Here is a 26,692-nt window from a genome sequence, read left to right as displayed (position 1 = left end):
ATCACGTGACGGCTTGCCAAAGACTGGGCAAAGCACCCAGAAGACACCTCAAGCCTTCCCGTGTTCGCTAGCCGTCCGACGACTTGACACCCGAACGGGGGGAACCGACCGTCGCGCCCGCCTTGACCCCGCCGTCCTTGCCGGCCGCCGGGGCCTCGAAGGACTCCAGCGCCTCCAGGACGTCCTGGACCCGGGAGATCTCGGTGTTGATGTCCTCGCGGCGGCGCACCAGCAGCTCCAGCTCCCGCTTGCCCTCCTCGACCGTGCGCCGGGCCTCGCGGACCGCCTCGGCCTTGAGCTCCTCGGCCTCCCTGACCAGCGTGGCCTTCTTCTGCTCGGCCTCCTTGAGCAGCCCCTCCGCCTTCTTGACGGCGGCGATGCGGACCTTGCCGGCCTCGGAGTTGGCGTCCGACACGAGCTCCTTGGCCTTGGCCTGCGCCTCGGCCAGCTGCTCCTCGGCCGCCTTGATCAGCGCGTCGCAGCGGTCGCCGGTCGACTTCATCGTCTCGGCGGCCTCCCGGCGGGCCCGCTCGTGCAGCTCCTCGATCTCGGTGGTGAGGCGTTCGCGCAGTTCCTCCGCGCGCTCGCGGATCGCGGTCGCGTCCCGGCGGGCACCGACCAGCAGCTCGTCCGCGTCCGTACGGGCCTTCTCCACCCGGGAGTTGCCCTCGACGGTCGCCTCGGACACGATCCGGTCGGCCTCGCTGCGGGCCGCGCCCACCATCGTGTCGGCCTGCGACTCCGCGTCCGCGGTGGTCCTCAGCGCCTGCTGCTGGGCCTCGGTGAGCAGCTTGTCGGCCTCGGCCGTGGTCTCCGTGATGAGCGTGTCGACCTGCTCGGCCGCCTCCGAACGCCGCGTGTTGGCGTCCTTGCGGGCCTCGTCCAGGGTGCGCTCCGCCTCCGCGCGCGCGGACCCGGTCAGCCGTTCGGCCTCGGCCTCCGCGTCCGCCCGCAGCCGCTCGGCCTCGGCACGCAGCCGCTCCGCGTGCGCCTGCGCCGAACCGACCGTCTCGGCGGCCTCGGCGCGCAGCCGTTCGGCCTCGCCGGTGGCGTCCCCGACGAGCTGCTCGGCCTGCGCGACGGCCTCGGCCCGGACCCGGTCCGCCTCCGTGACCGCCTCGGCGCGCACCCGCTCGGCCTCGGCGGCCGTCTCGGTCTGCAGCCGCTCCGCCTCGGCGGTGGCCTCGGTGATGAGCGTGTCCACCTGGGCGGCCGCGTCCGAGCGGATGCGGTTGGCGTCCTCCCGGGCGTCCGCCCGGGTGCGGGCGGCGGCCTGGTCGGCCTCGGCGAGCGCGTCCGACGCCTCGGTGCGCACCCGCTGGGCGTGCGCGGAGGAGTCCGCGCGCAGCCGGTCGGACTCCGCGATCGCCTCCGCGACCGTGCGCTCGGCGAGCGCCTTGGCGGCCTCCGCCTCCTCGTTCGCCTCGCGCCGCAGCCGCGAGGCGTCCTCGCTCGCCCGCTCCCGCTCGGCGTAGGCGTCGGCGCGGACCCGGTCCGCCTCCTCCCCGGCCTCCCGCTTCGTACGGTCGGCCGCGTGCTCGGCGGCCGAGCGCAGCCCGGTGATCTCCTGCTGCGCCTGCTCGTGCAGCCCGGCGACGGAGTCCCGCACCTGCTGGGCGTGCTGCTCGGCGGCGGACACCATCTCGGTGGCGCGCCGGTCGGCCTCCTCGACCAGCCGGGTCGCCTCGGTCTGCGCGTCCTCCACCCGTTTGCGGGCCGAGGCCAGCAGTTCCTCGCTCTGCTCGCGGGCCCGCTCGCGCTCCTGGTCGGCCTCGGACCGCGCGGCACCGAGCAGTTCCTCGGCCTCCCGGCGGCGCCGGGCCGCCTCCTCCTGGGCGGCGGCCAGGGTCTCGGACGCCTCGGTGCCGAGCCGCTCGGCGGTGGCCTGCGCCTCCGCGCGGACCCGGTCGGCGGTGTCCTGGGCCTCCGCCTTCAGCCGCTCGGCCTCGGCCGCGGCATCCGAGCGCAGCCGTACGGCGACCGCCTCGCCCTCGGCGCGCGAGGCGGCCGCGTCCGACGCGGCCTCGGTGCGCAGCCGTTCGGCCTCGTTCTCGGCCTGCTGCTGGAGCGTACGGATCCGCTCGGCGGCCTCGGCACGCAGCCGCTCGCTCTCCTCGGCGGCCTCCCGGCGGATCCGGGCCGCCTCCTCCCGGGCCTCGCCGAGAGCCTGTTCGGCCGACGCCAGCCGCTGCTGGGCCTCCGTCTGCAGCCGGGTCAGCTCCTCGGCGGCCTCGGCGCGCCGCGCCTCGACCGCCCGCTCGGTCTCCTCGCGCAGTTCGCGCGCGGCCCGCTCGGCGTCCGCCTTCAGCGCGTCGGACTGCTCGGCGACCTCCGCGCGGTGCCGCTCGGCCTCCTTGCGGGTGCGCTCCAGGGTCTCCTCGGCCTGCCGGCGCAGCGTGGTGGCCCGCTCGATGGCCTCGGTGCGCACCTTCTCGCTGTCCGAGGTCGCCTTCTGGCGCAGCTCGTCGGCGTCCGCCCTGGCCTTGGCGAGCAGCTCCTCCGCGGACCGGGCCGCCTCCTCGATCTGCGCCACGGCCTCCCGGCGGGCCTCGGCGCGGATGGACTCGCCCTCCGCGACCGCGTCGGCGCGCAGCTGCTCGGCCTCGCCGCGCAGCCGGCGGGCCTCCTCCTGCAGCTCGACCGTCTTGGCGCGGTACTCCTTGGTGTCGTCCTTCGCCGCGCCCTTGAGCTGCTCGGCGATGTCGTGCGCCTCGGAGCGCAGCCGGTCCGTCTCGGCCTCGGCCTCCCGGCGGATCCGCTCGGCCTCCTCGGCCGCGGCCTTGATGGTCTTCCTGGCGTCCTCCGACGCCTTGTCGAGGACGTCCTCGGCTGTCCGGGCCGCCTTCGACAGCTGGGTCGCCGTCTCCTCGGCGGTGACGCTGCGGGCCTTCTCGCCGGCCTCGGCGACGATCTTCTCGGCCTCGGCGCGCGCGTCCGCGACCAGCTGCTCGGCCTCGGACCTGGTGTTCTCGGCCTCCTTGGTGGCCTCCTCGACCAGCCGGGCGACCTGCTCCTTGGCGGTACGGGTACGGGTCTCGTTGGCGGCCTCGGCGCCGGCCAGCGCCTTGGCGGCGGCCTCCTTGGCCTCGGTGACCAGCTTCTCCGCCTCGGACTGCGCCTTGCGCAGCGCCTCCTCGGCCTCCGCCATGCGCTGCTCGGCGGCCCGGCTCAGCTCGGTGGACTGCCGGCGGGCGGCGTCCGACTCGCTGACGGTGGAGGTGCGCAGCTGCTCGGCGTGGTCGGTGGCCTCCTGCGCCTGCGTGGAGGCGGCGTTCAGCAGCCGCTCGGCGTCGGTGCGGGCACGGCGCAGGATCTGCTCGGCCTCGGAGCGCGCGGCCTCCGCGTCGCTCTGCAGCCGCTCGCGGGCCTCCCGGGTCAGCCGCTCGGCCTCCGCGCGGGCGGCGGCCATGGCCTGCTCGGCCTCGGCGCGGGACTCGTCCAGCAGCCGGCGGGCCTGCGACTCGGTGCGGGCGCGCAGCTGCTCCGCCCACGCCACGTTCTCGTTGACGTGCGACTCGACGGTCTGGCGCCGCTCGGCCAGCTCCTGGTCGAGCTGCTGGCGGCGGGTGACCGCCTCCTGGTGCAGCTCGGTCTGGAGCCGGGCGGCCTGCTCGGCGTGCTCCTGCAGGATGCGCTGGGTCTGCGCGCGGGCCTGGCTCAGCTCCCGCTCGGCGTCCTGGCGCAGCTGGTCGGCCTGCACCTGGGCATTACGGAGCAACTGTTCGGCCTGGTAGCCGATGTCACCGCCGTCATAGGCGGGCCGGGTCATCAGGGTGCGGCGCGCCTCGTGCAGCTTGGCGCGCAGCACCTCGACCTGGTAGCCGAGGTCCTCGGCGTGCTGAATCGCCTTTTCCCGCTCGGTCCTCAGCCGTTTCATCTCGGCCTCGAACCGAGAGAGGTGGTCGACGTCAGCCGCCGGCTCTCGCTCCTGGCTCTCGTAGCCCCGCACTGCGCGGTCCCATCCGTCCCCTGGTGAGCTTCTCCAACGAGCACCGTCCATCCGCCGAACGGGGCCCCCGGGGAATGGTGTCAGATCAACGGCGGAGCACGGGCTGCTGCCCCGACGCTCGTCCCCCGAAACCCGGACCCCGGCATGCGGTCGCCCCGGTTTTGAGGACGACCGCCCCCAACCCTACCGGCCCATATGTACGAGGGTCAGTGCTCAGGTGACTCAACCGGGGCCGAAGTGACCAGTTCTGTCAGGACACCGTGGCAATCCTTCGGATGCAGGAAGGTGATCCGCGACCCCATGGAGCCGCGTCGTGGCTCGTCGTACAGAACGCGTACGCCCTTGCCCCTGATCGACTCGGCGTCCGCGTCGACGTCCGCCGTGCCGAAGGCGATGTGGTGGACGCCCTCGCCGTTCTTCGCCAGCCACTTGCCGACCGCGGAGTCCTCGCGGGTCGGTTCGAGCAGCTGGAGGTAGGAGGCGCCGCCGTCGGACGTCTCGTTGATCTTGAGCATGGCCTCGCGCACGCCCTGTTCCTCGTTGACCTCGGTGTGGAACACCTCGAAGCCGTACGTGGCCCGGTAGAACTCGACAGTGGCGTCGAGGTCGTGGCAGGCGATCCCGATGTGGTCGATTCGCGTCAGCATGGATTCAGTGCAGCGCCACCGTCGTGGTTACGCAACGTGCGCGCGATCACACCGACGGGCCGATGACGGCACGGAGTGCCGCTCAGTACATTCGAAGTAAACCCTCGTTCACTCCTCGGCTGTGCAGGCCGGTAAGGGGATCGCAGCTCATGTCTTCTGGAACACCCGGTACGACCAGCTCGGTGATCGTCGCGGGCGCGCGCACGCCCATGGGGCGGCTGCTGGGCTCGCTCAAGTCCTTCTCGGGAGCCGACCTCGGCGGCTTCGCGATCAAGGCCGCCCTCGACCGTGCGGGGATCGGCGGCGACCAGGTGCAGTACGTGATCATGGGCCAGGTGCTGCAGGCCGGTGCGGGGCAGATCCCGGCCCGCCAGGCCGCGGTCAAGGCCGGCATCCCGATGAACGTCCCGGCGCTCACCATCAACAAGGTGTGCCTGTCGGGCCTGGACGCGATCGCGCTGGCCGACCAGCTGATCCGCGCCGGCGAGTTCGACATCGTGGTGGCCGGCGGCCAGGAGTCCATGACCAACGCCCCGCACCTGCTGCCGAAGTCCCGTGAGGGCTACAAGTACGGTGCCGTCGAGGTACTCGACGCCATGGCCCACGACGGCCTGACCGACTCCTTCGAGAACATCGCCATGGGCGCGTCGACGGAGAAGCACAACACGCGTCTCGGCATCAAGCGCCCCGAGCAGGACGAGATCGCCGCCCTGTCCCACCAGCGGGCCGCCGCCGCGCAGAAGAACGGCATCTTCGAGGCCGAGATCACCCCGGTCGAGATCCCGCAGCGCAAGGGCGACCCGGTCCTCTTCAGCAAGGACGAGGGCATCCGCGGCGACACCACCGCGGAGTCGCTGGGCAAGCTGCGGCCGGCCTTCGCCAAGGACGGCACGATCACCGCCGGGTCCGCCTCGCAGATCTCGGACGGCGCGGCGGCCGTGGTCGTGATGAGCAAGGCCAAGGCGCAGGAGCTGGGCCTGGAGTGGCTCGCCGAGATCGGCGCGCACGGCAATGTGGCCGGTCCGGACAACTCCCTGCAGTCCCAGCCGTCCAACGCCATCCAGCACGCCCTGAAGAAGGACGGTCTGGAGGTCTCCGACCTCGACCTCGTCGAGATCAACGAGGCCTTCGCGGCGGTCGCGGTCCAGTCAATGAAGGACCTCGGCGTTTCCACGGAAAAGGTGAACGTCAACGGCGGCGCGATCGCGCTGGGTCACCCGATCGGCATGTCCGGCGCCCGGCTCGTGCTGCACTTGGCGCTGGAGCTCAAGCGCCGGGGCGGCGGGGTCGGCGCGGCGGCGCTGTGCGGTGGCGGCGGTCAGGGTGACGCCCTGATCGTGCGGGTCCCGAAGGCCTGAGTTCCCAGTCGTGTCGGTGAAGTGAACGGAGCTGTTTGATGCAGGACGTCTCCTCTCTGGTGGCCCAGGCCAGGGAAGGCCGGCCGCGGGCCGTGGCCCGGCTGATCTCCTTGGTGGAGGGGGCGTCCCCGCAACTCAGGGAGGTCATGGCGGCACTCGCCCCGCTGACCGGCAACGCCTACGTGGTGGGCCTGACCGGCTCGCCCGGCGTCGGCAAGTCGACCTCCACCTCCGCCCTCGTCACGGCGTACCGCAAGCAGGGCAGGCGGGTCGGCGTCCTGGCCGTCGACCCGTCGTCGCCCTTCTCCGGGGGCGCCCTGCTGGGTGACCGCGTCCGCATGTCGGACCACGCCTCCGACCCCGGTGTCTACATCCGCTCGATGGCCACCCGGGGTCACCTGGGCGGTCTGGCCTGGGCGGCGCCCCAGGCGATCCGGGTCCTGGACGCGGCGGGCTGCGACGTGATCCTGGTGGAGACGGTCGGCGTCGGCCAGTCCGAGGTGGAGATCGCCTCCCAGGCGGACACGTCCGTGGTCCTGCTGGCCCCGGGCATGGGCGACGGCATCCAGGCGGCGAAGGCCGGCATCCTCGAGATCGGCGACGTCTACGTCGTCAACAAGGCCGACCGCGACGGCGCCGACGCCACGGCCCGCGAACTGAACCACATGCTGGGCCTGGGCGAGGCCCGCGGCCCCGGTGACTGGCGCCCGCCCATCGTCAAGACGGTCGCGGCCCGCGCCGAGGGCGTGGACGAGGTGGTGGAGGCCCTGGAGAAGCACCGCGCCTGGATGGAGGAGCACGGCGTCCTGGCCGAGCGCCGCAGGGCCCGCGCGGCCCGCGAGGTCGAGACCATCGCGGTCACGGCCCTGCGCGAGCGGATCGGGGACCTCCACGGCGACCGCCGGCTCAGCGCCCTCGCCGAGCGCATCGTGGCGGGCGGCCTCGACCCCTACCGCGCGGCGGACGAACTGGTGGCGGGTCTGACGGAGGGCTGACCGCCGGGCGCCCGGGTGCGGCCCCGGGGGCGCGGGTCGCACCCGCGCCCCGAAGGGACAGCCGCTGTCAGGGACGCCCCCGGTGCCCCCTCAGGTGCTCGGCGATGGGCTTGAGCGCCTTGTCCAGCTCGGTCAGCGCGTCATGCGACAGCAGGTCTATGAAGTGCCTGCGCACCGACGCCACATGATGGGGCGCGACCTTCCGCATCGTCTCCATGCCGTGCTCCGTCAGCACGGCGTACAGCCCCCGCCGGTCGGACTCGCAGTTCTCGCGCCGGACCAGGTTCGCGTTCTCCATCCGCGTGATCTGGTGCGAGAGCCGGCTCTTCGACTGCAACGTGGCGGACGCAAGGTCGCTCATGCGCATCCGTACGTCGTCCGACTCGGACAGATTCACAAGAATCTCGTAGTCGTTCATCGTCAGGCCGAACGGCTGCAGATCTTTTTCGAGCTGATACGTCAACAGCCTGTTGACCTCCAGGTGGGTGCGCCAAGCGCACTGCTCCGCATCGGTCAGCCAGCGCGTGGCCGTCTCGGTCTCCATGAATGAAGTCTACCTAAGAAGTTGAATGACGAACTACTTCGGATGGTGTGACGGTGCGCACGCGTTCGAGCCGTCACACTCCGCAGACTACCGCTCACAGCCCGAAGCGACGCTGGAGGTCCCCCAGCTGTCCGGGAAGGCGCGGTGCTGCCGACGATTGCGGACCGTGTCCACCCGGTGCCGCTCCGCCACCGCCGGGGACCCCCGGTTCGGGCGGAACAACCCCCGTCGCCCGCTCCGCCATAAGCGTCTCACTCGACTGGAGCAGGACCGTCCCGGCGCCCACGAACTCGAACTGATGCTCCTCGCCGGAAGCCCCGCCCAGGCCCGTCATCGCACGTAGACCGCCCATGACACCCGTCAGATACCCGTGGTCGTAGTGATGACACGGTGACGGGCAATCGGCCCATCCGACCAGCGCCTGGGGGTCCACCCGGATCGGGGGTTCCAAGAACACCACCGGACCGTTAGATGCGGCCACGAACTTTCCGGTTCCGATGAGTGTCAGAAAACCTGGCACGATCGACTGCTTGAGCGCGAGACTTGGCTGAAAAGCGAGCAGATTGCCCGCGCGAATGGTCAAGTTCCCGTCGTCCAGGTCGTAGGAGTTGACGTCGAAGGCCCGGTCGGCCAGCAGCATCTTCCCCGAGCCGGCCGCCACGACCCAGTCGCTCGCGTGCAGTGGCGAATGGAACGACGTACGGACAAGTCGGTCGAGTCGGCCGTGTCCGATGCCGTTGAACTCGATCGCCCCGTAGTAGGCGATCATCTTCCCCTTCTGCAGGAACCACTCCCCGCCCTTGAGCTCGACGCAGAACGTGTACTTGTTCACGTTGTCGTCGGCGGGCAGGGTCACCGGGTCGTGCACCACGGGGCCGCCGGGGGTTCCGTACGCGCTCACAGCTTCTCCTCCGAGGCCTGGACGTACACCGTGCCGCTGCCGCTCAGCTCCAGCTGGAACGCCTCCCCGGAGCCGCGGCCCACCATGTCCCGCCAGCCGAGCGCGGTGGACAGCCTGTTGCGCACGTCGCCGTGGTGGGCGACGTAGGCCTGCGGATCCACGTGCACCGGACGCTGCGGTGTGATCGGGATCTCGAAGACGCCGCCGTGCGCCATCACGGCCACCGAGCCCTGGCCCTGGAGGGTGGTGGTGAACAGGCCCTGCCCGGTGACCTGGCCGCGCACCAGGCCCATCACCCCGCCCTGGGAACCCATGAACATCGTGCCCTGCCGGAGCGTGCCCTCGAAGGCGAGCAGCCGGTCGGCCTCGACGTAGAGGGTGTCGCCGGTGAGGTTGATGACGTGGACGTGGTGGCCGCCGTGCCCGAAGAAGACCGTGCCGCTGCCCTCCACGGACATCAGCGGGGTCGCCTCGCCGGCCACCCGCCGCCCGATCATGGACATCACCCCGCCCTGGCCGCCCTGGACGCTGGGGGTGAAGGACACCTCCCCCCGGTAGGCGAGCATCGCCCCGCGCTGGCTGAACAGCCGCTGCCCGGGCAGCACGGTCGCCTCGACCATCTTGGTGTTGATCTCCCGGAAGGTCATCTCACAGGTCCCCCGCGATCGTGTTGCGCTCGCTCGGCTGGACGTACACCAGCCCGTCGCCCTCGAAGCGGATCTGGAAGGCCTCGCCGCCGCCCTCCCCGAAGAGGGTGCGGAACGTCACACCGGACTGGAAGGTCTGCCGCACATCACCCTGATGGGCGATGTAGGCACCCGGGTCGACGATCAGCGGGTACTGCGGGCTGACCCGGAGCACCACCGCCGGCCCGTCCGACAGGATGGCCGCCTGCCCGTGGCCCTCTACGGTCGTCGTGAACAGCCCGTTGCCCTGCGAGGCGCCGCGCAGCCCGGTGAACGTCGTGCCCGTGCGCAGCCCCGCGTCGGTCGCGAGCAGGTTGCTCGACTCGACGTGGAGCTTGTCCCCCCGCAGACCGACCAGGTTGATCTCCGCGGCCCGGTCCGCGAACCAGCAGGTCCCCTGCCCCCTCACCTCCATCACCGTCATCTGCTCGCCGGTGAGCCGCCGGGTCACCATCCCGCGCAGCCCCTCGCCGCCGCCGCTCAGCTTCTTGAAGGTCATCTGCCCGTCGTACGCGACCATCGAGCCGTTCTTCGCCTTGACGGCGTCCCCGGTCATGTCGACGGCGAGCACCTTGCTTCCTTGAAGTCGGAACATCGCCACGCAGGGAAAGTAGCGGTGAGCCGGGTGGAGGGAACAGGGCCCGTGGGTGGAGAACGACCCTGAGCGCACCCCCAGGGGTGTGGTTTGCCAGAATGGGGGTCAGCTTGTGCGTGTGTTCACAAAGCAGCCGGCCCGTCGTCGCAACTTCCACCGAAGGTGATCCGTGGACATCAAGACCGCCTCCGCCCTCCGCCGCCTCCGCCTGGTCTCCGCCCCGGAGGCCGTGTCCTTCCTGGTCCTGCTCGTCTGCTCGGTGCTGAAGCGGACCACGGACTTCAACGCGGTGCCCGTGATGGGCGCGGTCCACGGCGTGCTGTTCATCCTGTACCTCCTCTTCTGGGCGGACGCCTGGAACCGTGCCAAGTGGAGCTTCGGCACCGCGGCCCTCTACTTCGTCCTCTCCGTCCTGCCCACCGGCGGCTTCTTCGCGGAGCGCAGGCTGCGCCGCGAGGCCGAGAGTGCCGTCATCGCCGCCCGCGCCCGCAAGGAAGGGGCCGTGAACGCATGATCGTCGCCTTCTCCGTGACGCCCCTGGGTGTCGGCGAGGACGTGGGGGAGTACGTCGCCGACGCCGTCCGCGTGGTCCGCGAGTCGGGGCTGCCCAACCGCACCGACGCCATGTTCACCTCGGTCGAGGGAGAGTGGGACGAGGTCATGGACGTCGTCCGGCGGGCCGTCGCCGCGGTGGAGGCGCGGGCGCCGCGCGTCTCGCTCGTCCTCAAGGCGGACATCCGGCCCGGGGTGACCGACGGCCTCACCTCGAAGGTCGAGACCGTGGAACGGCACCTCGCGGGCTGACCCGTCCCGCGCCCGTGGCCCCCGGGTGACCGAAGGCCGAGACGGGGCTGACCGGCATATGACCGGCCGGTAGGGTCTGGTGACGTGCCCAAGCCTCTCAGCCTCCCCTTCGACCCCATCGCACGCGCCGACGAGCTCTGGAAGCAGCGCTGGGGAAACGTGCCAGCGATGGCCGCGATCACCTCGATCATGCGGGCGCAGCAGATCCTGCTGGCCGAGGTCGACGCGGTGGTCAAGCCGTACGAACTGACCTTCGCGCGCTACGAGGCGCTGGTGCTGCTCACCTTCTCCAAGGCCGGCGAGCTGCCCATGTCCAAGATCGGCGAGCGGCTCATGGTGCACCCCACGTCGGTGACGAACACCGTGGACCGGCTGGTCAGGTCCGGTCTGGTGGCCAAGCGCCCCAACCCCAACGACGGCCGCGGCACGCTCGCCGTCATCACCGACAAGGGCCGCGAGGTGGTCGACGCGGCCACCCGCGACCTGATGGCGATGGACTTCGGCCTCGGGGCCTACGACGCCGAGGAGTGCGCGGAGATCTTCGCCATGCTGCGCCCGCTGCGGATCGCGGCACACGACTTCGACGAGGGGTGACCCGGGGCAAGATCTCCCGGAACGGGCGGTTACGCTCGACGGCATGAAGAAGAGCGTGCTGACCCGCTATCGCGTCCTGGCCTACGTCACCGGTGTGCTGCTGGTCCTCCTGTGCCTGAGCATGATCGCGAAGTATGGGCTGGGCATGGACGGTGCCGCCGACGTCACCCGGGTCGTCGCCATCGCGCACGGCTGGCTGTACGTCGTCTACCTGGTCTTCGCCTTCGACCTGGGCTCCAAGGCGAAGTGGCCGGTCGGCAAGCAGCTCTGGGTGCTGCTCGCGGGCACGATCCCGACGGCCGCCTTCTTCGTCGAGCGCAGGATCAGCCGCGAGCTGGAGGGCAAGGTCGTGGACCCGGCCCCCGCCGTCGCCAAAGCCTAGGTCGACTCCACCTGGCCACAAGCCTCGCAGCACCGCCGTACGGCACCCGTACGGCGGTGTTCTCGTGGTCGTGACCCAGTTGGCATCGACATTTACTAGGACGTCCAAGTAAATTCGATGGTATGGACGCTCACGCCATCGAGGAGGGCCGCCGCCGCTGGCAGGCCCGTTACGACGCCGCGCGCAAGCGCGACGCAGACTTCACCACGCTCTCCGGCGACCCCGTGGAGCCGGTGTACGGACCCCGGCCCGGGGACGCCTACGAGGGATTCGAGCGGATCGGGTGGCCCGGGGAGTACCCCTTCACGCGCGGGCTCCATCCGACCGGCTACCGCGGCCGCACCTGGACGATCCGGCAGTTCGCCGGGTTCGGCAACGCCGAGCAGACCAACGAGCGGTACAAGATGATCCTGGCCGCGGGCGGCGGCGGTCTGTCCGTGGCCTTCGACATGCCGACGCTCATGGGGCGCGACTCCGACGACCCGCGCTCGCTCGGTGAGGTCGGGCACTGCGGCGTGGCCATCGACTCGGCCGCCGACATGGAGGTCCTGTTCAAGGACATCCCGCTCGGGGACGTGACGACCTCCATGACGATCAGCGGGCCCGCGGTGCCCGTCTTCTGCATGTACCTGGTCGCCGCCGAGCGGCAGGGCGTGGCCCCGTCGGTCCTCAACGGCACGCTGCAGACCGACATCTTCAAGGAGTACATCGCCCAGAAGGAGTGGCTCTTCCAGCCGGAGCCCCATCTGCGGCTGATCGGCGACCTGATGGAGTACTGCGCGGCCGGCATCCCCGCGTACAAGCCCCTGTCCGTCTCCGGCTACCACATCCGCGAGGCGGGGGCCACGGCCGCGCAGGAGCTGGCGTACACGCTCGCGGACGGCTTCGGCTACGTCGAGCTGGGTCTGAGCCGCGGGCTCGACGTGGACGTCTTCGCGCCCGGCCTGTCCTTCTTCTTCGACGCGCACGTCGACTTCTTCGAGGAGATCGCCAAGTTCCGCGCCGCCCGGCGGATCTGGGCCCGGTGGATGCGCGACGTGTACGGCGCGAAGAGCGAGAAGGCGCAGTGGCTGCGGTTCCACACGCAGACCGCGGGCGTATCGCTGACCGCCCAGCAGCCGTACAACAACGTGGTGCGCACGGCCGTGGAGGCGCTGGCCGCCGTGCTCGGCGGCACCAACTCGCTGCACACCAACGCGCTGGACGAGACGCTGGCGCTGCCCAGCGAGCAGGCCGCCGAGATCGCGCTGCGCACCCAGCAGGTGCTGATGGAGGAGACCGGCGTCGCCAACGTGGCCGACCCGCTGGGCGGTTCCTGGTACATCGAGCAGCTGACGGACCGGATCGAGGCGGACGCGGAGAAGATCTTCGAGCAGATCAAGGAGCGGGGGCTCAGGGCGCACCCGGACGGGCAGCACCCCATCGGGCCGATCACCTCCGGGATCCTGCGCGGGATCGAGGACGGCTGGTTCACCGGCGAGATCGCCGAGTCCGCCTTCCGCTACCAGCGGGCCCTGGAGAAGGGCGAGAAGCGGGTCGTGGGCGTCAACGTCGCCACCGGATCGGTGACCGGGGACCTGGAGATCCTGCGGGTCAGCCACGAGGTGGAGCGGGAGCAGGTCCGCGTTCTGGGCGAGCGCAGGACCGCGCGGGACGAGGCCGCGGTGCGCGCCGGCCTCGAGGAGATGCTGAGTGCCGCCCGGTCCGGGGGGAACATGATCGAGCCGATGCTCGACGCCGTACGGGCCGAGGCGACCCTGGGTGAGATCTGCGGGGTGCTGCGGGACGAGTGGGGGGTGTACACGGAACCGGCGGGGTTCTAGGCGACGTTGCCCGCCGCGGGCGCCTCCAGGGGGCTCCGCCCCGCCTCCAGGGGGCTCCGCCCCCTGGGCCCCCGGCCTCCCGGCACCAGACTCGGGTGCCAGGAGCGTGGCCCCGGCTTAGGCCGCCCCGCCGCCCTGGGCGCTCGGCTGGGCGGTCAGGCCGAGGAGCAGCACCCGGGTGAAGCTGTGCACCCAGGCCTCGTCGGCCGGCTTGCCGCTCACCAGGGTGCGGTGGACCACCGCGCCCGCCACCATGTCGAAGATCAGGTCCACCGTGCGGGACGACTCCGCCGGGTCCGGTTCCGGCGGGAGTTCGCCGCGTCGCTGGGCCCGGGCACGGCCCTCCAGGACCAGGCGCATCTGCCGGTCCACGATCGAGGCACGGATCCGCTCGCGCAGCGCGTCGTCGCGGGTCGCCTCCGCGACCACCGCCATCAGGCCACTTCTGGCCTCCGGGCGGGCCAGGATCGCCGCGAACTGCAGCACCACGCCCTCGATGTCGGCGGCCAGGCTGCCGCGGTCGGGCAGTTCGAGCTCGTCGAACAGCTCCGCGACCGCGTCCACCACCAGTTCGTACTTGCCCGCCCAGCGGCGGTAGAGCGTCGTCTTCGCGACCCCGGCCCGCGTGGCCACGTCGCTCAGGGTCAGCCCCGACCAGCCGAGTTCCACCAGAGCCTCCCGCGTGGCGGCCAGGATCGCGGCGTCCGCGGCGGCGCTGCGCGGGCGTCCGGTACGGCTGGCGGGATGGCGGCTCTGCATGCGTCGACCATAACCGGCGGAATCTGTGCGGTCGTGAGGGAGATCACCGGAGAGTGGTGTCGCGGTGACCCCGCATGGCATTACGCTACGGGTCGTAGCGAAAGCTCGTGCGGGACGTACACGGGCGACGACCACCGGCGTGGGGTGGGGACCCGGCGCCAAACACATCGCTTTTTTCTTCATGCGCCAAGACGGGGGAGGATAGACGCATGCAGCCACGGAACATGTCCATGAGCGGCGTCGTCGACCTCGCCGCGGTGAAGGCGGCCCAAGAGGCCAAGGCCAAGGCCGAGCAGACGCGCGCCGAAGCCGCCCGGCAGGGCGGCGCGGGGGCCGTCTCCCCGGCCGACCTCGTCATCGACGTCGATGAAGCGGGATTCGAGCGGGATGTCCTGCAACGGTCCGCCGAAGTACCGGTCGTCATCGACTTCTGGGCCGAGTGGTGTCAGCCCTGCAAGCAGCTGAGCCCGGTCCTGGAGCGACTGGCCGTCGAGTACGACGGGCGCATCGTGCTCGCCAAGATCGACGTCGACGCCAACCAGATGCTGATGCAGCAGTTCGGGGTCCAGGGGATTCCGGCCGTCTTCGCCGTCGTCGCGGGGCAGGCGCTGCCCCTCTTCCAGGGCGCGGCCGGTGAACAGCAGATCCGGGAGACCCTGGACCAGCTGGTGCAGGTCGCCGAGCAGCGCTTCGGGCTGACCGGCCTGGCAGTCGACCCGGACGCCGAGCCGGGCGCCGCCGCGCCGCAGGAGATGCCGGCGGGGCCGTACGACGCCCTCCTCGAGGCCGCCGTACGGGCGCTGGACGCGGGGGACCTGGGCGGGGCCGTCCAGGCGTACAAGAACGTGCTGAACGACGACCCGGGCAACATGGAGGCCAAACTCGGCCTCGCGCAGGCGGAGTTGCTGCAACGGGTGCAGGACATGGACCCACAGCGGGTGCGCGAGGAGGCCGCCGGAAAGCCGGGCGACGTGGACGCGCAGATCGCGGCCGCCGACCTGGACCTGGTGGGCGGTCATGTCGACGACGCCTTCGGCCGGCTCATCGACACCGTGCGGCGTACGGCGGGTGACGACCGGGACGCGGTACGGCGCCGGCTGCTGGAGCTGTTCGAGGTCGTGGGGCCGGAGGACCCCCGGGTGGTCGGGGCGCGACGGGCCCTCGCCCGGGCTCTGTTCTGACCAGTCGCTAAACGCCACGGCATGTGATGCCGGAGTGAAAAATTTGCCTACGAGGCGTCAGGGCGGCCGCACTTTGCCAAAACTTGGCAATTGCGGCCGCTGTTACTCGGAGTAAGACAATGCCGTTGATCTGTCTGGATTCGTCCAAGGATCAACGGCTTTGCTCTGCCCCTGACTGACACCCAGCGTCGCCCTTCGAGACCGCCGGGTCGTTGTTCGGTTATCCGGCCGTTACTAGCCAGTAACGAACCCCCTTGTGTCCGGGCCGAGAATGCACCACGATCGGCGACGCTCGGTCCATTCCCGCACCCCCGGCATCCGGTCGGGTCGAGGGAGACTCTGGGTCCCCACCGAGCAGAGCCGGCGGCAGTGGCGCCGGCTCTAGGGCAGGGGGGTCTTCGCCGCACGGCGAAGCCTGTCCAGAAGGTTGTGCGTGATGCGTGTCAGGCGCGACCAGTGGTTGTCGCTCGGGGGTGATCGCCGGTGGTTCGGGCGCGGTTCGTGCCTGATGAGTACGGGCGCTCTCCTTTCCGAGGACGTAGCACTTCTCCCATCCCTGCCTAACTGAGCCGCCGATTGGGGCGAGTCGGGCCAGGAGATGTACGTCCGAGAAGGAGGAAATATGGAGTCCCAGGTGCGTGGCGGTACCAGATGGAAGCGGTTCGCTGTGGTCATGGTGCCCAGCGTCGCCGCCACGGCAGCGATAGGTGTCGCCCTGGCGCAGGGTGCTCTCGCTGCTTCGTTCAGCGTTTCGGGGCAGTCGTTCAAGGTGACGGCTAAGTCGCTCCACGGCGAGGGCTTCGCGCAGTACGGGGCGCTCGACCAGGGCTACACCATGACGGGCCAGAAGGCGCTTCACCCCGTCGCGGTCTCGTCCTTCAAGTCGGCCACGATCCAGAAGATGTGTCAGTCGGTCGTCACCCCGGACCTCCCGGTCATCGGTGACGTGACGCTCCGCCTGGAGGCGGGCGACAGCTCCAACAAGGACAAGCAGGTTCAGGCCGACCGTCTGTACATCGACGTCGAGGACCTGCAGGCCGACGCCGTCTTCCACAACATCGACATCGGTGTTGCCGCCAAGGACGCCAGCAAGGGTCCGGGCATGAAGGGCAACGGCGAGCAGGCCAACCCGTTCGGCTTCGCCCAGCAGGCGGACTCGGCGGACCTGACCGACGTGAAGCAGACGGCGTGGGCGACCACCGCCGGAACCTTCAAGCTCAGCGGTCTGCACATGTCGCTGCACAAGGGCAGTGGCCCGGACATCGAGTGCTACTAAGCATTCACTGACGGGCGGGGGAGCCGGTGGCGCCCCCGCCCGTCCACACTCCGGCCGTGTGTTCACACACGGCACACATCACCACCACAGCAACGCCGCACCAGGGAGCTGTTTTCCATGAGCGCCGAGACTCCTGCCGCAGACCCCGGTCAGTTCACCCACCGGAGGCTGCAGTTCCGCGCCTGGCGGGGCACCCGGCCGTTCTGGGCCGGCCTCCTCGTCCTGCTCAGCGGCTTTCCGATCATGTACTTCCCGTACGCCCATCTCCAGGTCGGTCATCTGACCCTGGCGATGTCGACGACCGCGGGAGCCGGGTCGCTGATCATCGGCGTGCTGCTCGTCGTGCTCGGCGTCAGCCTCTGGTTCCAGAAGCACGTACGGACCTTCGCGGGCGTCGCCGCGATCCTGCTCGGGCTGGTGTCCCTGCCCGTGTCCAACTTCGGTGGCTTCATCGTCGGCTTCCTGCTCGCCCTCGTCGGCGGTGCGATGGCCGTGTCGTGGGCACCGGGCGCGCCGGAGGGCGCGGAGGGGACCGGCACGGGACAGGCGGCCGCTACCGGGCCCTGGCTGGACAAGGGATCGGACGCGGGCACCCTGAGCGAGTCGAACGACCTGTCGGGAACGAGCCCCGCCAACGGGGCGAACGGGAGGCACAGTGCCGGCTGACGAGGTGACCCACGGGGCCGATGTGAACGGGTCCCGTGCGAGAACCGGTCCCCGCCACGCGGCACCCAGACGGCCGCTGTTCACCAGGTTCCACATGCCCGCCGGCAAGGCGATCGCCTCCGTGGCGATGCCCACCGCCGTCATCGTGGGCATGGGCTTCACATCGACGCTCGCCCTCGCCGACAACGGCGGGACGACGTCCAACAGCCAGAAGGCCGCGGAGTACAAGGACTGCGTCGACGCGCTCAAGGACTCCGGAAAGGCCTCGGACTCGCCCTCGCCGTCCGCGAGCGAGTCCACGGGCACGGCGACGCCGACCCCCACGGCGTCCGCCGGGGCCACGGACAAGCAGGACTTGGGCAAGACCTCCTCGCCGGATTCAGGTTCCGACGAGAAGTCCACGCCCGAGCCCACCGCGACGTCCGGCTCCTCCGACCCGGGCTCCGGCTCCGGTGGGGACACGGCGACGCCGTCCCCGTCGGCGACCGAGAGCAGCGGTGGTGTGCTGGGCACGCTCGGCGACACGATCGGTGACATCCTCACCGGCGGCAAGACGGACTCCGGCACGTCCGCGAGCCCGGAGCCGTCCGCGTCTCCGTCGGCCGGCTCGTCCTCGTCCGGCCCCACCGGCACGGACAGCGTGACCGGCACCGTCAAGGACACCGTCGAGAAGACCACCAAGACCGTCACGGACACCGTCAAGGACACCACCGACACGGTCTCCAAGACGGCCGAGGACACCACGCAGGCGGTCAAGGACGCGGCCGGGTCGGCCACGCCCAGCCCGTCCGCGAGTTCCACGACGTCACCCGACGACTGCCCGGCCGCCACCGACGCCGAGGGCGGCGTCGACAACAAGGTGCCGGTTGCGGACGACCCCTGGTACCTGGACGCCAGCTCGCTGACGCTGAAGGGCGCCGACTACAAGGGCGTAGTCGAGGTCAAGACCGCGAACGGCACCACCAAGAAGGTGCTGAAATACGTCATCTCGGGCGGCACGGACATCGGTGACCTGCACCAGACGGTGAAGGACAAGCAGGCCGGCAAGACGTACCACGTGCAGGCGTCCAAGGGCTCGACGTCCACGATCACCGGCGGTGACACGGTGATGTACACCGAGAGCATCTCCGGCAACCTGCTGGGGCTGATCCCGATCACGTTCAGCCCGGACAGCCCGCCGCCGCTGAACATCCCGCTGATCTACTTCACCAAGGTCCACGTGGTCCAGGCGGCCCAGTTCGGCGGCAACCTGCACGTGCCCGGCATGCACGTGTACAGCACCGACTGAGCGCCCGTAGAAGCCCGTTCGGGAGCCGCGCACAGAGCTGAGGGCGCCCCCTGTCACAGGGGGCGCCCTCAGTGCGTGTCCAGGTCCTCGGCCGGCCCGTCAGTCGCCCTGGCTGCCCAGGTGGTGCACCCGGACCATGTTGGTGGTGCCGGGGACGCCGGGGGGCGAGCCGGCGGTGATGATCACCGTGTCACCGGGGCTGAAGCGGCCCAGCTTGGCCAGCTCCTGGTCCACCATGTCGACCATCTCGTCGGTGCTGTTGACGAAGGGCACGACATGGGACTCCACACCCCAGCTGAGCGTGAGCTGGTTGCGGGTGCCCTCGTCGGTGGTGAAGGCCAGGATCGCCTGGGTCGCGCGGTAGCGGGACAGACGGCGGGCGGTGTCACCGGACTTGGTGAAGGCGATCAGGCCCTTGCCGCCGAGGAAGTCGGCGATCTCGGCGGCGGCACGGGCCACCGAACCGCCCTGCGTGCGCGGCTTCTTGCCGGGGACGAGGGGCTGCAGGCCCTTGGAGAGCAGCTCCTCCTCGGCCGCGCTGACGATCTTCGACATCGTCTTGACGGTCTCGACCGGGTAGGCGCCCACCGAGGACTCCGCGGACAGCATGACCGCGTCCGCGCCGTCCAGGATCGCGTTGGCCACGTCGGAGGCCTCGGCGCGGGTCGGGCGGGAGTTGGTGATCATCGACTCCATCATCTGGGTCGCCACGATCACCGGCTTGGCGTTGCGCCGGCACAGCTCGATCAGGCGCTTCTGCACCATCGGGACCTTCTCGAGCGGGTACTCGACGGCCAGGTCGCCACGGGCCACCATCACACCGTCGAACGCCATCACGACGTCCGTCATGTTCTCGACCGCCTGCGGCTTCTCCACCTTGGCGATCACCGGGACCCGGCGGCCTTCCTGGTCCATCACCCGGTGCACGTCGTGCACGTCCTTGGCGTCCCGGACGAAGGAGAGGGCGACCATGTCGCAGCCCATGCGGAGGGCGAAGCGCAGGTCCTCCACGTCCTTCTCGGACAGCGCGGGCACGTTCACGGCCGTGCCGGGAAGGTTGATGCCCTTGTGGTCGGAGACCACACCGCCCTCGATGACGATCGTCCGCACCCGGGGACCCTCGACGTCCAGGACCTTCAGCTCGACGTTGCCGTCGTTGATCAGGACCTGGTCGCCGCGCGAGACGTCGCCCGGCAGGCCCTTGTAGGTCGTTCCGCAGATCTGCTTGTCGCCCGGGACGTCCTCGGTGGTGATGACGAACTCGTCACCCCGCTCGAGTTCGACCGGGCCCTCGGCGAAGGTCTCCAGGCGGATCTTCGGGCCCTGCAGGTCGGCGAGGACACCGATGGCCCGGCCGGTCTCCTTGGACGCGGCCCGGACGCGGTCGTACCGCGTCTGGTGCTCGGCGTGGGAGCCGTGGCTGAAGTTGAAGCGGGCCACATTCATACCCGACTCGATCATGGCGACGAGCATCTCGTGGGAGTCGACCGCGGGGCCGAGAGTACAGACGATTTTCGAACGGCGCATGGGGCGATCCTATCGGTTTGTTTCGCTGCGGAATATTCCGTCTGGCGGAAGATACAAATGGGCGGACATGCGCTCAGGCGTGTTACTCCGATGTATTGCTCAGCTCTTCTTTCCGACCAGCTCGTAGGTCTGTGTCGCGATCTCCAGTTCCTCGTCGGTCGGCACCACCGCCACCGCCACCCGGGCGGACGCGGGCGAGATCAGGCGCGGTCCACCCCCGCGCACCGCGTTCAGCTCGCCGTCGACCGCCAGGCCCAGCGGCTCCAGGCCGGCCATCGCCGCCTCGCGCACCGGCGCCGCGTTCTCGCCGACCCCGGCCGTGAACACGACCGCGTCCACCCGGCCGAGCACCGCGAAATAGGCGCCGATGTACTTCTTGAGCCGGTGAATGTAAATGTCGAAGGCGAGGGCGGCCTCTTCGTCGCCCTCGTCGATCCGGCGGCGGATCTCCCGCATGTCATTGTCCCCGCACAGACCGAACAGACCGCTCCTCTTGTTGAGAAGACTGTCGATCTCGTCCATGGACATTCCGCCGACACGAGCCAAATGGAAGATGACCGCCGGGTCCAGATCACCGGATCGCGTACCCATCACCAGCCCCTCCAAAGGCGTCAGCCCCATCGAGGTGTCCACGCACCGGCCCTTCTCGACCGCGGACGCCGAGGCGCCGTTGCCGAGGTGCAGCACGATGACGTTCACCTCCGAGGGGTCCTTGCCCAGCAGCCGCGCGGTCCGGCGGGAGACGTAGGCGTGCGAGGTGCCGTGGAACCCGTAGCGGCGGATGCGGTGCCGGTCCGCGATCCTCGGGTCGATCGCGTAGCGCGCCGCGGACTCCGGCATCGTCGTGTGGAAGGCCGTGTCGAAGACGGCCACCTGGGGCAGGTCCGGGCGCAGCGCCGTCGCGGTGCGGATGCCGGTCAGGTTGGCCGGGTTGTGCAGCGGCGCGACCGGGATCAGCCGCTCGATCTCGGTGAGCACCGCTTCGTCGATCACGGTCGGCTCGGTGAAGAACATGCCGCCGTGCACCACCCGGTGCCCGATCGCGGCCAGCTCCGGCGAGTCCAGGCCCACGCCGTCCCGGGACAGCTCCTCGGCGACGGCCTTCAGCGCCGCGTCGTGGTCGGCGATCGGCCCGGTCTGCTCCCGGGTCTCGCCGCTCGTCACGCAGGTGTGCTCCAGCCGCGAGGTCTGCTCACCGATCCGCTCGACCAGCCCCACCGCCAGCCGGCCGCTGTCCCGCATGTCCAGCAACTGGTACTTCACCGACGAGGATCCGGAGTTGAGGACGAGGACTCGGGTGGGGGAGGTCACAGCTCGGCCGCCTTCTCGCTGGGGGTCTGGGCCTGGATCGCCGTGATGGCGACGGTGTTGACGATGTCCTGGACGAGCGCGCCCCGGGACAGGTCGTTGACCGGCTTGCGCAGGCCCTGCAGCACCGGGCCGACGGCGATGGCACCGGCCGAGCGCTGCACGGCCTTGTAGGTGTTGTTGCCGGTGTTGAGGTCCGGGAAGATCAGCACGCTGGCCTGGCCGGCGACCTCCGAGCCGGGCAGCTTGGTGGCGGCCACGGAGGGCTCCACCGCCGCGTCGTACTGGATGGGCCCCTCGATCTTCAGGTCCGGCCGCCGCGAGCGCGCCAGCTCGGTGGCCTGGCGCACCTTGTCCACGTCGGCGCCCGAGCCGGACGTACCCGTGGAGTACGACAGCATCGCGATCCGCGGCTCCACCCCGAACTGCGCGGCCGTGGCCGCCGACTGGATGGCGATGTCCGCCAACTGCTCGGCGTTGGGGTCCGGGTTGACCGCGCAGTCGCCGTAGACCAGCACCTTGTCGGCCAGGCACATGAAGAAGACGGAGGAGACGATCGAGGAGTCCGGCCGGGCCCTCCCGTCTCCCGCCATCGCCCCGGCCGACGCGCTCCGCGCGGCTCCCTTCGCTCTTATGATCTCGAACGCCGGCCGGATGGTGGCGGCCGTGGAGTGCACCGAGCCGGACACCATGCCGTCGGCCAGGCCCTCCTGCACCATCAGGGTGCCGAAGTAGTTCACGTCCGACACGACGTCGTAGGCCAGCTCCACGGTCACGCCGCGGTGGGCGCGCAACTGCGCGTACCGCTCGGCGAAGGCGTCGCGCAGCTCGGAGGTGGCGGGGTCGATCACCTGGCTGTCACCGAGGTCGATGCCCAGGTCGGCCGCCTTCTTGCGGATCTGGTCGGCCGGGCCGAGCAGGGTCAGGTCGCACACGCCCCGGCGCAGCAGGACCTCGGCGGCGTGCAGCACCCGCTCCTCGGAACCCTCCGGCAGGACGACCCGGCGGCGGTCCGAGCGGGCCTGCTCCAGCAGCTTGTGCTCGAACATCATCGGGGTCACCCGGTCGCTGCTCGGGGCCGAGACGCGGCGCGCGAGGTCCGCGGTGTCGGCGTAACGCTCGAACAGGCCGAGCGCGGTCTCCGCCTTGCGCGGGGTGGCCGCGGTCATCTTCCCCTCCATGGAGAAGAGCCGCTCGGCGGTGGGGAAGCTGTTGCCGGCGACGGAGATCACCGCGGTGCCCGGGGCGAGGCGGGCGGCCAGGGTGAGGATCTCCTCGCTCGGCACCTCGTTCAGGGTGAGCAGCACGCCGGCTATCGGCGGGGTCCCGGCGCTGTGCGCGGCCAGCGAACCGACGACCAGGTCGGCCCGGTCGCCCGGGGTCACCACCAGGCAGCCCGGGGTCAGCGCGGACAGGAAGTTGGGCAGCATCGCGCCGCCGAACACGAAGTCCAGCGCGTCCCGGGCGAGCCCGGCGTCGTCGCCGAGCAGCACCCGCGCGCCGAGGGCCTGGGCGATCTGCGCGACCGTGGGCGCGGACAGCGCGGGCTCGTCGGGCAGCACGTACGCGGGCACCGGAAGCCGGTCCGCCAGCCGCCGGGCGATCTCGTCGCGGTCCTCGCGGTCCACCCGGTTGGCGACCATGGCGAGCACGTCGCAGCCGAGCCCGTCGTACGCCCGGAAGGCGTTGCGGATCTCCGCGCGCACCGAGTCGGCGGGCTGTGCGCGGCCGCCCACCACGGGGATCACGGACGCGCCGAACTCGTTGGCCAGGCGGGCGTTCAGGGAGAGTTCGTCGGGCAGTTGGGTGCCGGCGAAGTCGGTGCCGAGGACGAGGACGACGTCGTAGTCCCGGGCCACCAGGTGGAAGCGGTCGACCAGGGTGGAGACCAGTTCGTCGGTGCCCTGCTCGGCCTGGAGCGCGGACGCCTCGACGTAGTCCATGCCGTAGACGGTGGCCGGGTCCTGCGCGAGCCGGTACCGCGTCCGCAGCAGCTCGAACATCCGGTCGGGTCCGTCATGGACGAGTGGCCGGAACACGCCCACCCGGTCCACCTGCCGGGTCAGCAGCTCCATGACCCCCAGCTCGACCACCTGGCGGCCGTCGCCGCGGTCGATGCCGGTCACGTACACGCTGCGCGTCACGTGTGCACTCCGTTCCTCGTCTCGCCGTCTCGCGGTCTTTTCCGTGGCACAGAATCCGTGGCACAAAAATCGCCCGCCCAGGTGGGCGGAACCCTCTTGACAATACCCCCGGCGAGGGTTAAGGCGCCCGTCAAGACATCACCCGGTCGGCGGACGTGAAACAATCGGCAGTGGCTCACAGGTACCGACAGCGAGCAGGAGACACAGCACGATGCGCATCGGAGTTCTCACCGCAGGCGGAGACTGCCCCGGCCTGAACGCCGTGATCCGGTCGGTCGTGCACCGGGCGGTGGCGCATTACGGCGACGAGGTCATCGGCTTCGAGGACGGCTACCGGGGTCTGCTCGACCGCCACTACCGCTCCCTCGACCTGGACGCGGTCAGCGGCATCCTGGCCCGCGGCGGCACCATCCTCGGCTCCTCCCGGCTGCAGCGCGACCGGCTGCGCGAGGCCTGCGAGGGGGCCGCCGACATGGTCGAGGAGTTCGGCATCGACGCGCTGATCCCGATCGGCGGCGAGGGCACCCTGACGGCGGCCCGCATGCTCTCCGACGCCGGTCTGCCGGTCGTCGGCGTCCCGAAGACCATCGACAACGACATCTCCTCCACCGACCGCACCTTCGGCTTCGACACCGCCGTCGGCGTGGCCACGGAGGCCATGGACCGCCTGAAGACCACGGCCGAGTCCCACCAGCGCGTGATGGTCGTCGAGGTCATGGGCCGGCACGCCGGCTGGATCGCACTGGAGTCCGGCATGTCCGCCGGCGCCCACGGCATCTGCCTGCCGGAACGCCCCTTCGACCCGGCCGACCTGGTCAAGATGGTCGAGGAACGCTTCGCCCGCGGCAAGAAGTTCGCGGTCATCTGCGTCGCGGAGGGCGCCCACCCCGCCGAGGGCAGCATGGACTACGGCAAGGGCGAGATCGACCAGTACGGCCACGAGCGCTTCCAGGGCATCGGCACCGCGCTGGCCTACGAGCTGGAGCGGCGCCTCGGCAAGGAGGCCAAGCCGGTCATCCTCGGCCACGTCCAGCGTGGCGGCGTACCCACCGCCTACGACCGCGTCCTCGCCACCCGCTTCGGCTGGCACGCCGTCGAGGCCGCGCACCGCGGCGAGTTCGGCCGGATGACCGCGCTGCGCGGCACCGACATCGTGATGGTGCCGCTCGCGGAGGCCGTCACCGAGCTGAAGACGGTCCCGAAGGACCGCATGGACGAGACCGAGTCGGTCTTCTAGTGCTGTGGCCGGAAAGGTTTGCCGGGAAGCTCGCGGCGTCCGGTGCGGTGCCTCGCAAGGCGGAGCATCACCCGCGTACTGGATGTACTCGGGCGATGCGACAACGCGGCGAGGTGCCGTGCCGGACGCAGCGAGCCGGTGAACCTTTCCGGCCACAGCACTAGAGACCGCCGGACCCCGCTACGGGCTCCTGGACTCCACCGCCGTCCAGAAGTTGTCCACGATCCGGTCGAGGAACTCCCGGCCGGACTCGCCGGCACCGCTGCCGCCGCCACCCCAGCCGAGGGTGGCGGCCATGCGCCCCTGATAGTCCTGGTGCAGCTCCCGCAGCACCGCCTCCACGACACCCTGATCCAGGGGCACCAGCCTCGTCACCGGCCGCACCTGGGCCTGCCAGCGGGTCGTCACCGCTCCGCGCAGCAGGCCGGCGAGCCCCGCCTCGCGGCCCGTGACGGCCACGAAGTCCGGCGGGGCCAGCGCCAGCACCCGGGCGAGGGCGGCCGACTGACGCTCGTTGCCGCGCCACTGCCCGCTCTCCTCCATCCGCAGATACCCGCGCAGCTCCACACCGGCCGCGTGGGCGACGTCCTCGGGCGCGATCCCACGGGCCACGCGGTGCTCGCGCAGGGTCCGGGGACGGCTGATGAGTTCTCCCGGGGAGCACCACAACACCCCGGCGAGTGCGGCGAGTTCCGCGCCGCCCGGGGCGGTGGTACCGCGTTCCCAGGCGACGACGAGGCCGGCCGTCACATACGGCAGCCCGTACGAGACCCGCATCCCGTGGGCGACATGCTCGGGCCCCATGCCGAGTGCGGCCCGGAGCCTGCGGGCGGCCGGGGCGTCGAACGGGGGACCGGCGGGATCGGGACGAGGCGGAGGTGGGCGCACCCGGCACAAACTAGGCCCTGTCGTCAAACTCCCGCCTGCCCCGTGACGCCATGCACGCACTCTCGCCGCACCGGGCCCCGACCCAAGTACATCCAGTACAAGGGCCAGGACCCGGCACGCCGAGAGCGCGCACCTGACCTCACAGGGCCCGCCCTACGGGCGGACGGCGGGAGTTTGACGACAGGACCTAGGGCCGCGACGGACGGGGTGACTACGGTCGGTTCGACCAGGATCACCGGTGGTGGGAGGGCGCGGTTTTGGACGTTCGGCAGATGGGTCAGCGGTTCCTCACCTGTTTGCCGATGACCGGGCCGTGGAAGGTGCCGCCGCGGAAGTCGACGTGGTCGCCGCCGTGGCTTCCCTGGGCCTCCTCGGTGCCGGCGGAGTCCCGGCCCCGGGGTCGGTGCTTGCGCAGCACAGCCACCGCCAGTTGCGCGGCCTTCGCCGCCGCCAGTGTCTGTGAACCCCCTGCGTCCGCCCGGTGCTTGGCCGCGTCGGCGTGGTCGCTGACGCCGCGGATGACGAGGGCGTCCACCCGGCCGTTCAGGTGGGCCGCGTGGGCCGCTCCCCAGCCCTCCATCTCGATCGCGCCGGCGTCGTCGTAATGGGTGCGCAGGTGCTGTGCGAGCCCGGACCCGGCGTCGGCCAGCACGACCGCCCCCGTGGCGATCGGCATGAAGTGGGCCCGCAGGTCCGGCAGATCGCGTGCCGCCGAGCGGGCCGCCTGCTCCAGCGCGTGGGAGCCGGGCAGGGCCCGGGGGCGGACCAGGAAGCCCTCGGGGGTCTGCTTGCCGCCGTGGAACTCGTAGACCTGGGTCCCGACCACGACGTCCCCGATCGCGATGTCCGCCTTGAGGCCGCCCGCGATCCCCACGAACAGCACCGCCTCGGCGCCGAGCCAGTCCACGAGCGAACTCGTCAGGGCCGCCGCGTTGGCGGCGCCCACGCCCAGCTCCGCGAGGGCGACATGCCAGTCGGTGCCGGGCAGCCGGCCCCGCTCGACGCGGGTCCCGCCGGTGCGGTGTACCAGCTCCTCGCGCTCCTCGACGTGCTTTCGCACCGCCGCGTACTCCAACGGGAGTGCGGTCAGGACCAGAACGGTGGGCTTCGTCTGCGGCACACTCGTAAGGTACTGCCGGG

Annotated in this window: 24 protein-coding genes; 12 read left to right on the top strand and 12 right to left on the bottom strand. The window is 70.9% G+C overall.

The window, feature by feature from the left end:
• Positions 1-67: 67 nt before the first annotated feature.
• Complete coding sequence (gene scy, locus ACFVVO_RS28600) at positions 68-3,949, bottom strand: polarized growth protein Scy (protein ID WP_390058645.1); 3,882 nt, start codon at positions 3,947-3,949, stop codon at positions 68-70.
• A 206-nt stretch (positions 3,950-4,155) separates the two neighbouring features.
• Positions 4,156-4,596: a methylmalonyl-CoA epimerase gene (gene mce / locus ACFVVO_RS28595; protein ID WP_385013715.1), complete on the bottom strand. Its 441-nt coding sequence runs from the start codon at positions 4,594-4,596 to the stop codon at positions 4,156-4,158.
• Between the two features lie 149 nt (positions 4,597-4,745).
• On the opposite strand from mce, the gene ACFVVO_RS28590 reads away from it, so the two are divergent.
• Both ACFVVO_RS28590 and meaB read left to right on the top strand, forming a co-directional pair.
• Positions 4,746-5,954: an acetyl-CoA C-acetyltransferase gene (locus ACFVVO_RS28590; protein ID WP_390058644.1), complete on the top strand. Its 1,209-nt coding sequence runs from the start codon at positions 4,746-4,748 to the stop codon at positions 5,952-5,954.
• A gap of 38 nt (positions 5,955-5,992) precedes the next feature.
• Complete coding sequence (gene meaB, locus ACFVVO_RS28585; RefSeq protein WP_358936009.1) at positions 5,993-6,949, top strand: methylmalonyl Co-A mutase-associated GTPase MeaB; 957 nt, start codon at positions 5,993-5,995, stop codon at positions 6,947-6,949.
• A 67-nt stretch (positions 6,950-7,016) separates the two neighbouring features.
• Here the strand turns inward: meaB and ACFVVO_RS28580 are convergent, their stop codons facing one another.
• From ACFVVO_RS28580 to ACFVVO_RS28565, 4 genes are all read right to left on the bottom strand, one after another.
• Positions 7,017-7,493, bottom strand: coding sequence for a MarR family winged helix-turn-helix transcriptional regulator (locus ACFVVO_RS28580; protein ID WP_390058643.1), 477 nt, complete (start codon positions 7,491-7,493; stop codon positions 7,017-7,019).
• Between the two features lie 94 nt (positions 7,494-7,587).
• The gene (locus ACFVVO_RS28575) at positions 7,588-8,394 is read right to left on the bottom strand and encodes an AIM24 family protein (RefSeq protein ID WP_390058641.1); all 807 of its coding nucleotides are present in this window, start codon (positions 8,392-8,394) and stop codon (positions 7,588-7,590) included.
• Positions 8,391-9,041, bottom strand: a complete 651-nt coding sequence (locus ACFVVO_RS28570; protein WP_390058639.1) for an AIM24 family protein — start codon at positions 9,039-9,041, stop codon at positions 8,391-8,393. The genes ACFVVO_RS28575 and ACFVVO_RS28570 overlap by 4 nt, the downstream gene beginning before the upstream one ends.
• Position 9,042: 1 nt before the next feature.
• Positions 9,043-9,675, bottom strand: coding sequence for an AIM24 family protein (locus ACFVVO_RS28565; protein ID WP_390058734.1), 633 nt, complete (start codon positions 9,673-9,675; stop codon positions 9,043-9,045).
• Positions 9,676-9,844: 169 nt separating this feature from the next.
• Between ACFVVO_RS28565 and ACFVVO_RS28560 the strand changes: the two genes are divergently transcribed.
• From ACFVVO_RS28560 to ACFVVO_RS28540, 5 genes are all read left to right on the top strand, one after another.
• Entirely contained in the window at positions 9,845-10,189 is a 345-nt protein-coding gene (locus ACFVVO_RS28560; protein ID WP_390058638.1) for a DUF3817 domain-containing protein, read from the top strand.
• Positions 10,186-10,479 (top strand): MTH1187 family thiamine-binding protein, encoded by a 294-nt coding sequence (locus ACFVVO_RS28555; protein WP_030187368.1) that lies wholly within the window; start codon positions 10,186-10,188, stop codon positions 10,477-10,479. Before ACFVVO_RS28560 ends, ACFVVO_RS28555 begins: the two co-directional genes overlap by 4 nt.
• A gap of 84 nt (positions 10,480-10,563) precedes the next feature.
• Positions 10,564-11,073, top strand: a complete 510-nt coding sequence (locus ACFVVO_RS28550) for a MarR family winged helix-turn-helix transcriptional regulator (RefSeq protein WP_390058637.1) — start codon at positions 10,564-10,566, stop codon at positions 11,071-11,073.
• Positions 11,074-11,116: 43 nt separating this feature from the next.
• Complete coding sequence (locus ACFVVO_RS28545) at positions 11,117-11,455, top strand: DUF3817 domain-containing protein (RefSeq protein WP_390058636.1); 339 nt, start codon at positions 11,117-11,119, stop codon at positions 11,453-11,455.
• 122 nt (positions 11,456-11,577) lie between these two features.
• On the top strand, positions 11,578-13,278 hold the full coding sequence (locus ACFVVO_RS28540) for a methylmalonyl-CoA mutase (RefSeq protein WP_390058634.1): 1,701 nt from the start codon (positions 11,578-11,580) through the stop codon (positions 13,276-13,278).
• Positions 13,279-13,395: 117 nt separating this feature from the next.
• Here the strand turns inward: ACFVVO_RS28540 and ACFVVO_RS28535 are convergent, their stop codons facing one another.
• Complete coding sequence (locus ACFVVO_RS28535; protein WP_390058633.1) at positions 13,396-14,037, bottom strand: TetR/AcrR family transcriptional regulator; 642 nt, start codon at positions 14,035-14,037, stop codon at positions 13,396-13,398.
• Positions 14,038-14,246: 209 nt separating this feature from the next.
• Here ACFVVO_RS28535 and ACFVVO_RS28530 point away from each other — a divergent pair, with 209 nt between their 5' ends.
• The 4 genes from ACFVVO_RS28530 to ACFVVO_RS28515 all read left to right on the top strand — a co-directional run bounded on the left by ACFVVO_RS28530 (position 14,247) and on the right by ACFVVO_RS28515 (position 18,448).
• Entirely contained in the window at positions 14,247-15,218 is a 972-nt protein-coding gene (locus ACFVVO_RS28530; RefSeq protein WP_390058631.1) for a tetratricopeptide repeat protein, read from the top strand.
• Positions 15,219-15,840: 622 nt separating this feature from the next.
• Positions 15,841-16,494, top strand: a complete 654-nt coding sequence (locus ACFVVO_RS28525; protein WP_390058630.1) for a DUF6230 family protein — start codon at positions 15,841-15,843, stop codon at positions 16,492-16,494.
• 117 nt (positions 16,495-16,611) lie between these two features.
• Positions 16,612-17,160 carry a DUF6114 domain-containing protein gene (locus tag ACFVVO_RS28520; protein ID WP_390058628.1) on the top strand — a complete coding sequence of 183 codons (549 nt, stop codon included), beginning with the start codon at positions 16,612-16,614 and terminating at the stop codon, positions 17,158-17,160.
• Entirely contained in the window at positions 17,150-18,448 is a 1,299-nt protein-coding gene (locus ACFVVO_RS28515) for a hypothetical protein (protein WP_390058626.1), read from the top strand. The genes ACFVVO_RS28520 and ACFVVO_RS28515 overlap by 11 nt, the downstream gene beginning before the upstream one ends.
• Before the next feature lie 99 nt (positions 18,449-18,547).
• Here the strand turns inward: ACFVVO_RS28515 and pyk are convergent, their stop codons facing one another.
• The 3 genes from pyk to pta all read right to left on the bottom strand — a co-directional run bounded on the left by pyk (position 18,548) and on the right by pta (position 23,427).
• The gene (gene pyk, locus ACFVVO_RS28510) at positions 18,548-19,975 is read right to left on the bottom strand and encodes a pyruvate kinase (protein ID WP_390058625.1); all 1,428 of its coding nucleotides are present in this window, start codon (positions 19,973-19,975) and stop codon (positions 18,548-18,550) included.
• Positions 19,976-20,074: 99 nt separating this feature from the next.
• Positions 20,075-21,286 (bottom strand): acetate kinase, encoded by a 1,212-nt coding sequence (locus ACFVVO_RS28505; RefSeq protein WP_390058624.1) that lies wholly within the window; start codon positions 21,284-21,286, stop codon positions 20,075-20,077.
• On the bottom strand, positions 21,283-23,427 hold the full coding sequence (pta, locus tag ACFVVO_RS28500; RefSeq protein ID WP_390058623.1) for a phosphate acetyltransferase: 2,145 nt from the start codon (positions 23,425-23,427) through the stop codon (positions 21,283-21,285). Before pta ends, ACFVVO_RS28505 begins: the two co-directional genes overlap by 4 nt.
• A gap of 211 nt (positions 23,428-23,638) precedes the next feature.
• Here pta and ACFVVO_RS28495 point away from each other — a divergent pair, with 211 nt between their 5' ends.
• On the top strand, positions 23,639-24,664 hold the full coding sequence (locus ACFVVO_RS28495) for an ATP-dependent 6-phosphofructokinase (RefSeq protein WP_390058621.1): 1,026 nt from the start codon (positions 23,639-23,641) through the stop codon (positions 24,662-24,664).
• Positions 24,665-24,844: 180 nt separating this feature from the next.
• Here ACFVVO_RS28495 and ACFVVO_RS28490 read toward each other — a convergent pair whose 3' ends face one another.
• Together ACFVVO_RS28490 and ACFVVO_RS28485 are read right to left on the bottom strand one after the other, a co-directional pair.
• Entirely contained in the window at positions 24,845-25,552 is a 708-nt protein-coding gene (locus ACFVVO_RS28490; RefSeq protein WP_390058620.1) for an XRE family transcriptional regulator, read from the bottom strand.
• A gap of 277 nt (positions 25,553-25,829) precedes the next feature.
• On the bottom strand, positions 25,830-26,672 hold the full coding sequence (locus ACFVVO_RS28485) for a nucleosidase (protein ID WP_390058619.1): 843 nt from the start codon (positions 26,670-26,672) through the stop codon (positions 25,830-25,832).
• Positions 26,673-26,692: the final 20 nt, after the last annotated feature.

The organism is Streptomyces sp. NPDC058145, assembly GCF_042884245.1.
GTDB lineage: Bacteria > Actinomycetota > Actinomycetes > Streptomycetales > Streptomycetaceae > Streptomyces.
This window is presented reverse-complemented; position numbering and strand designations above follow the sequence as displayed.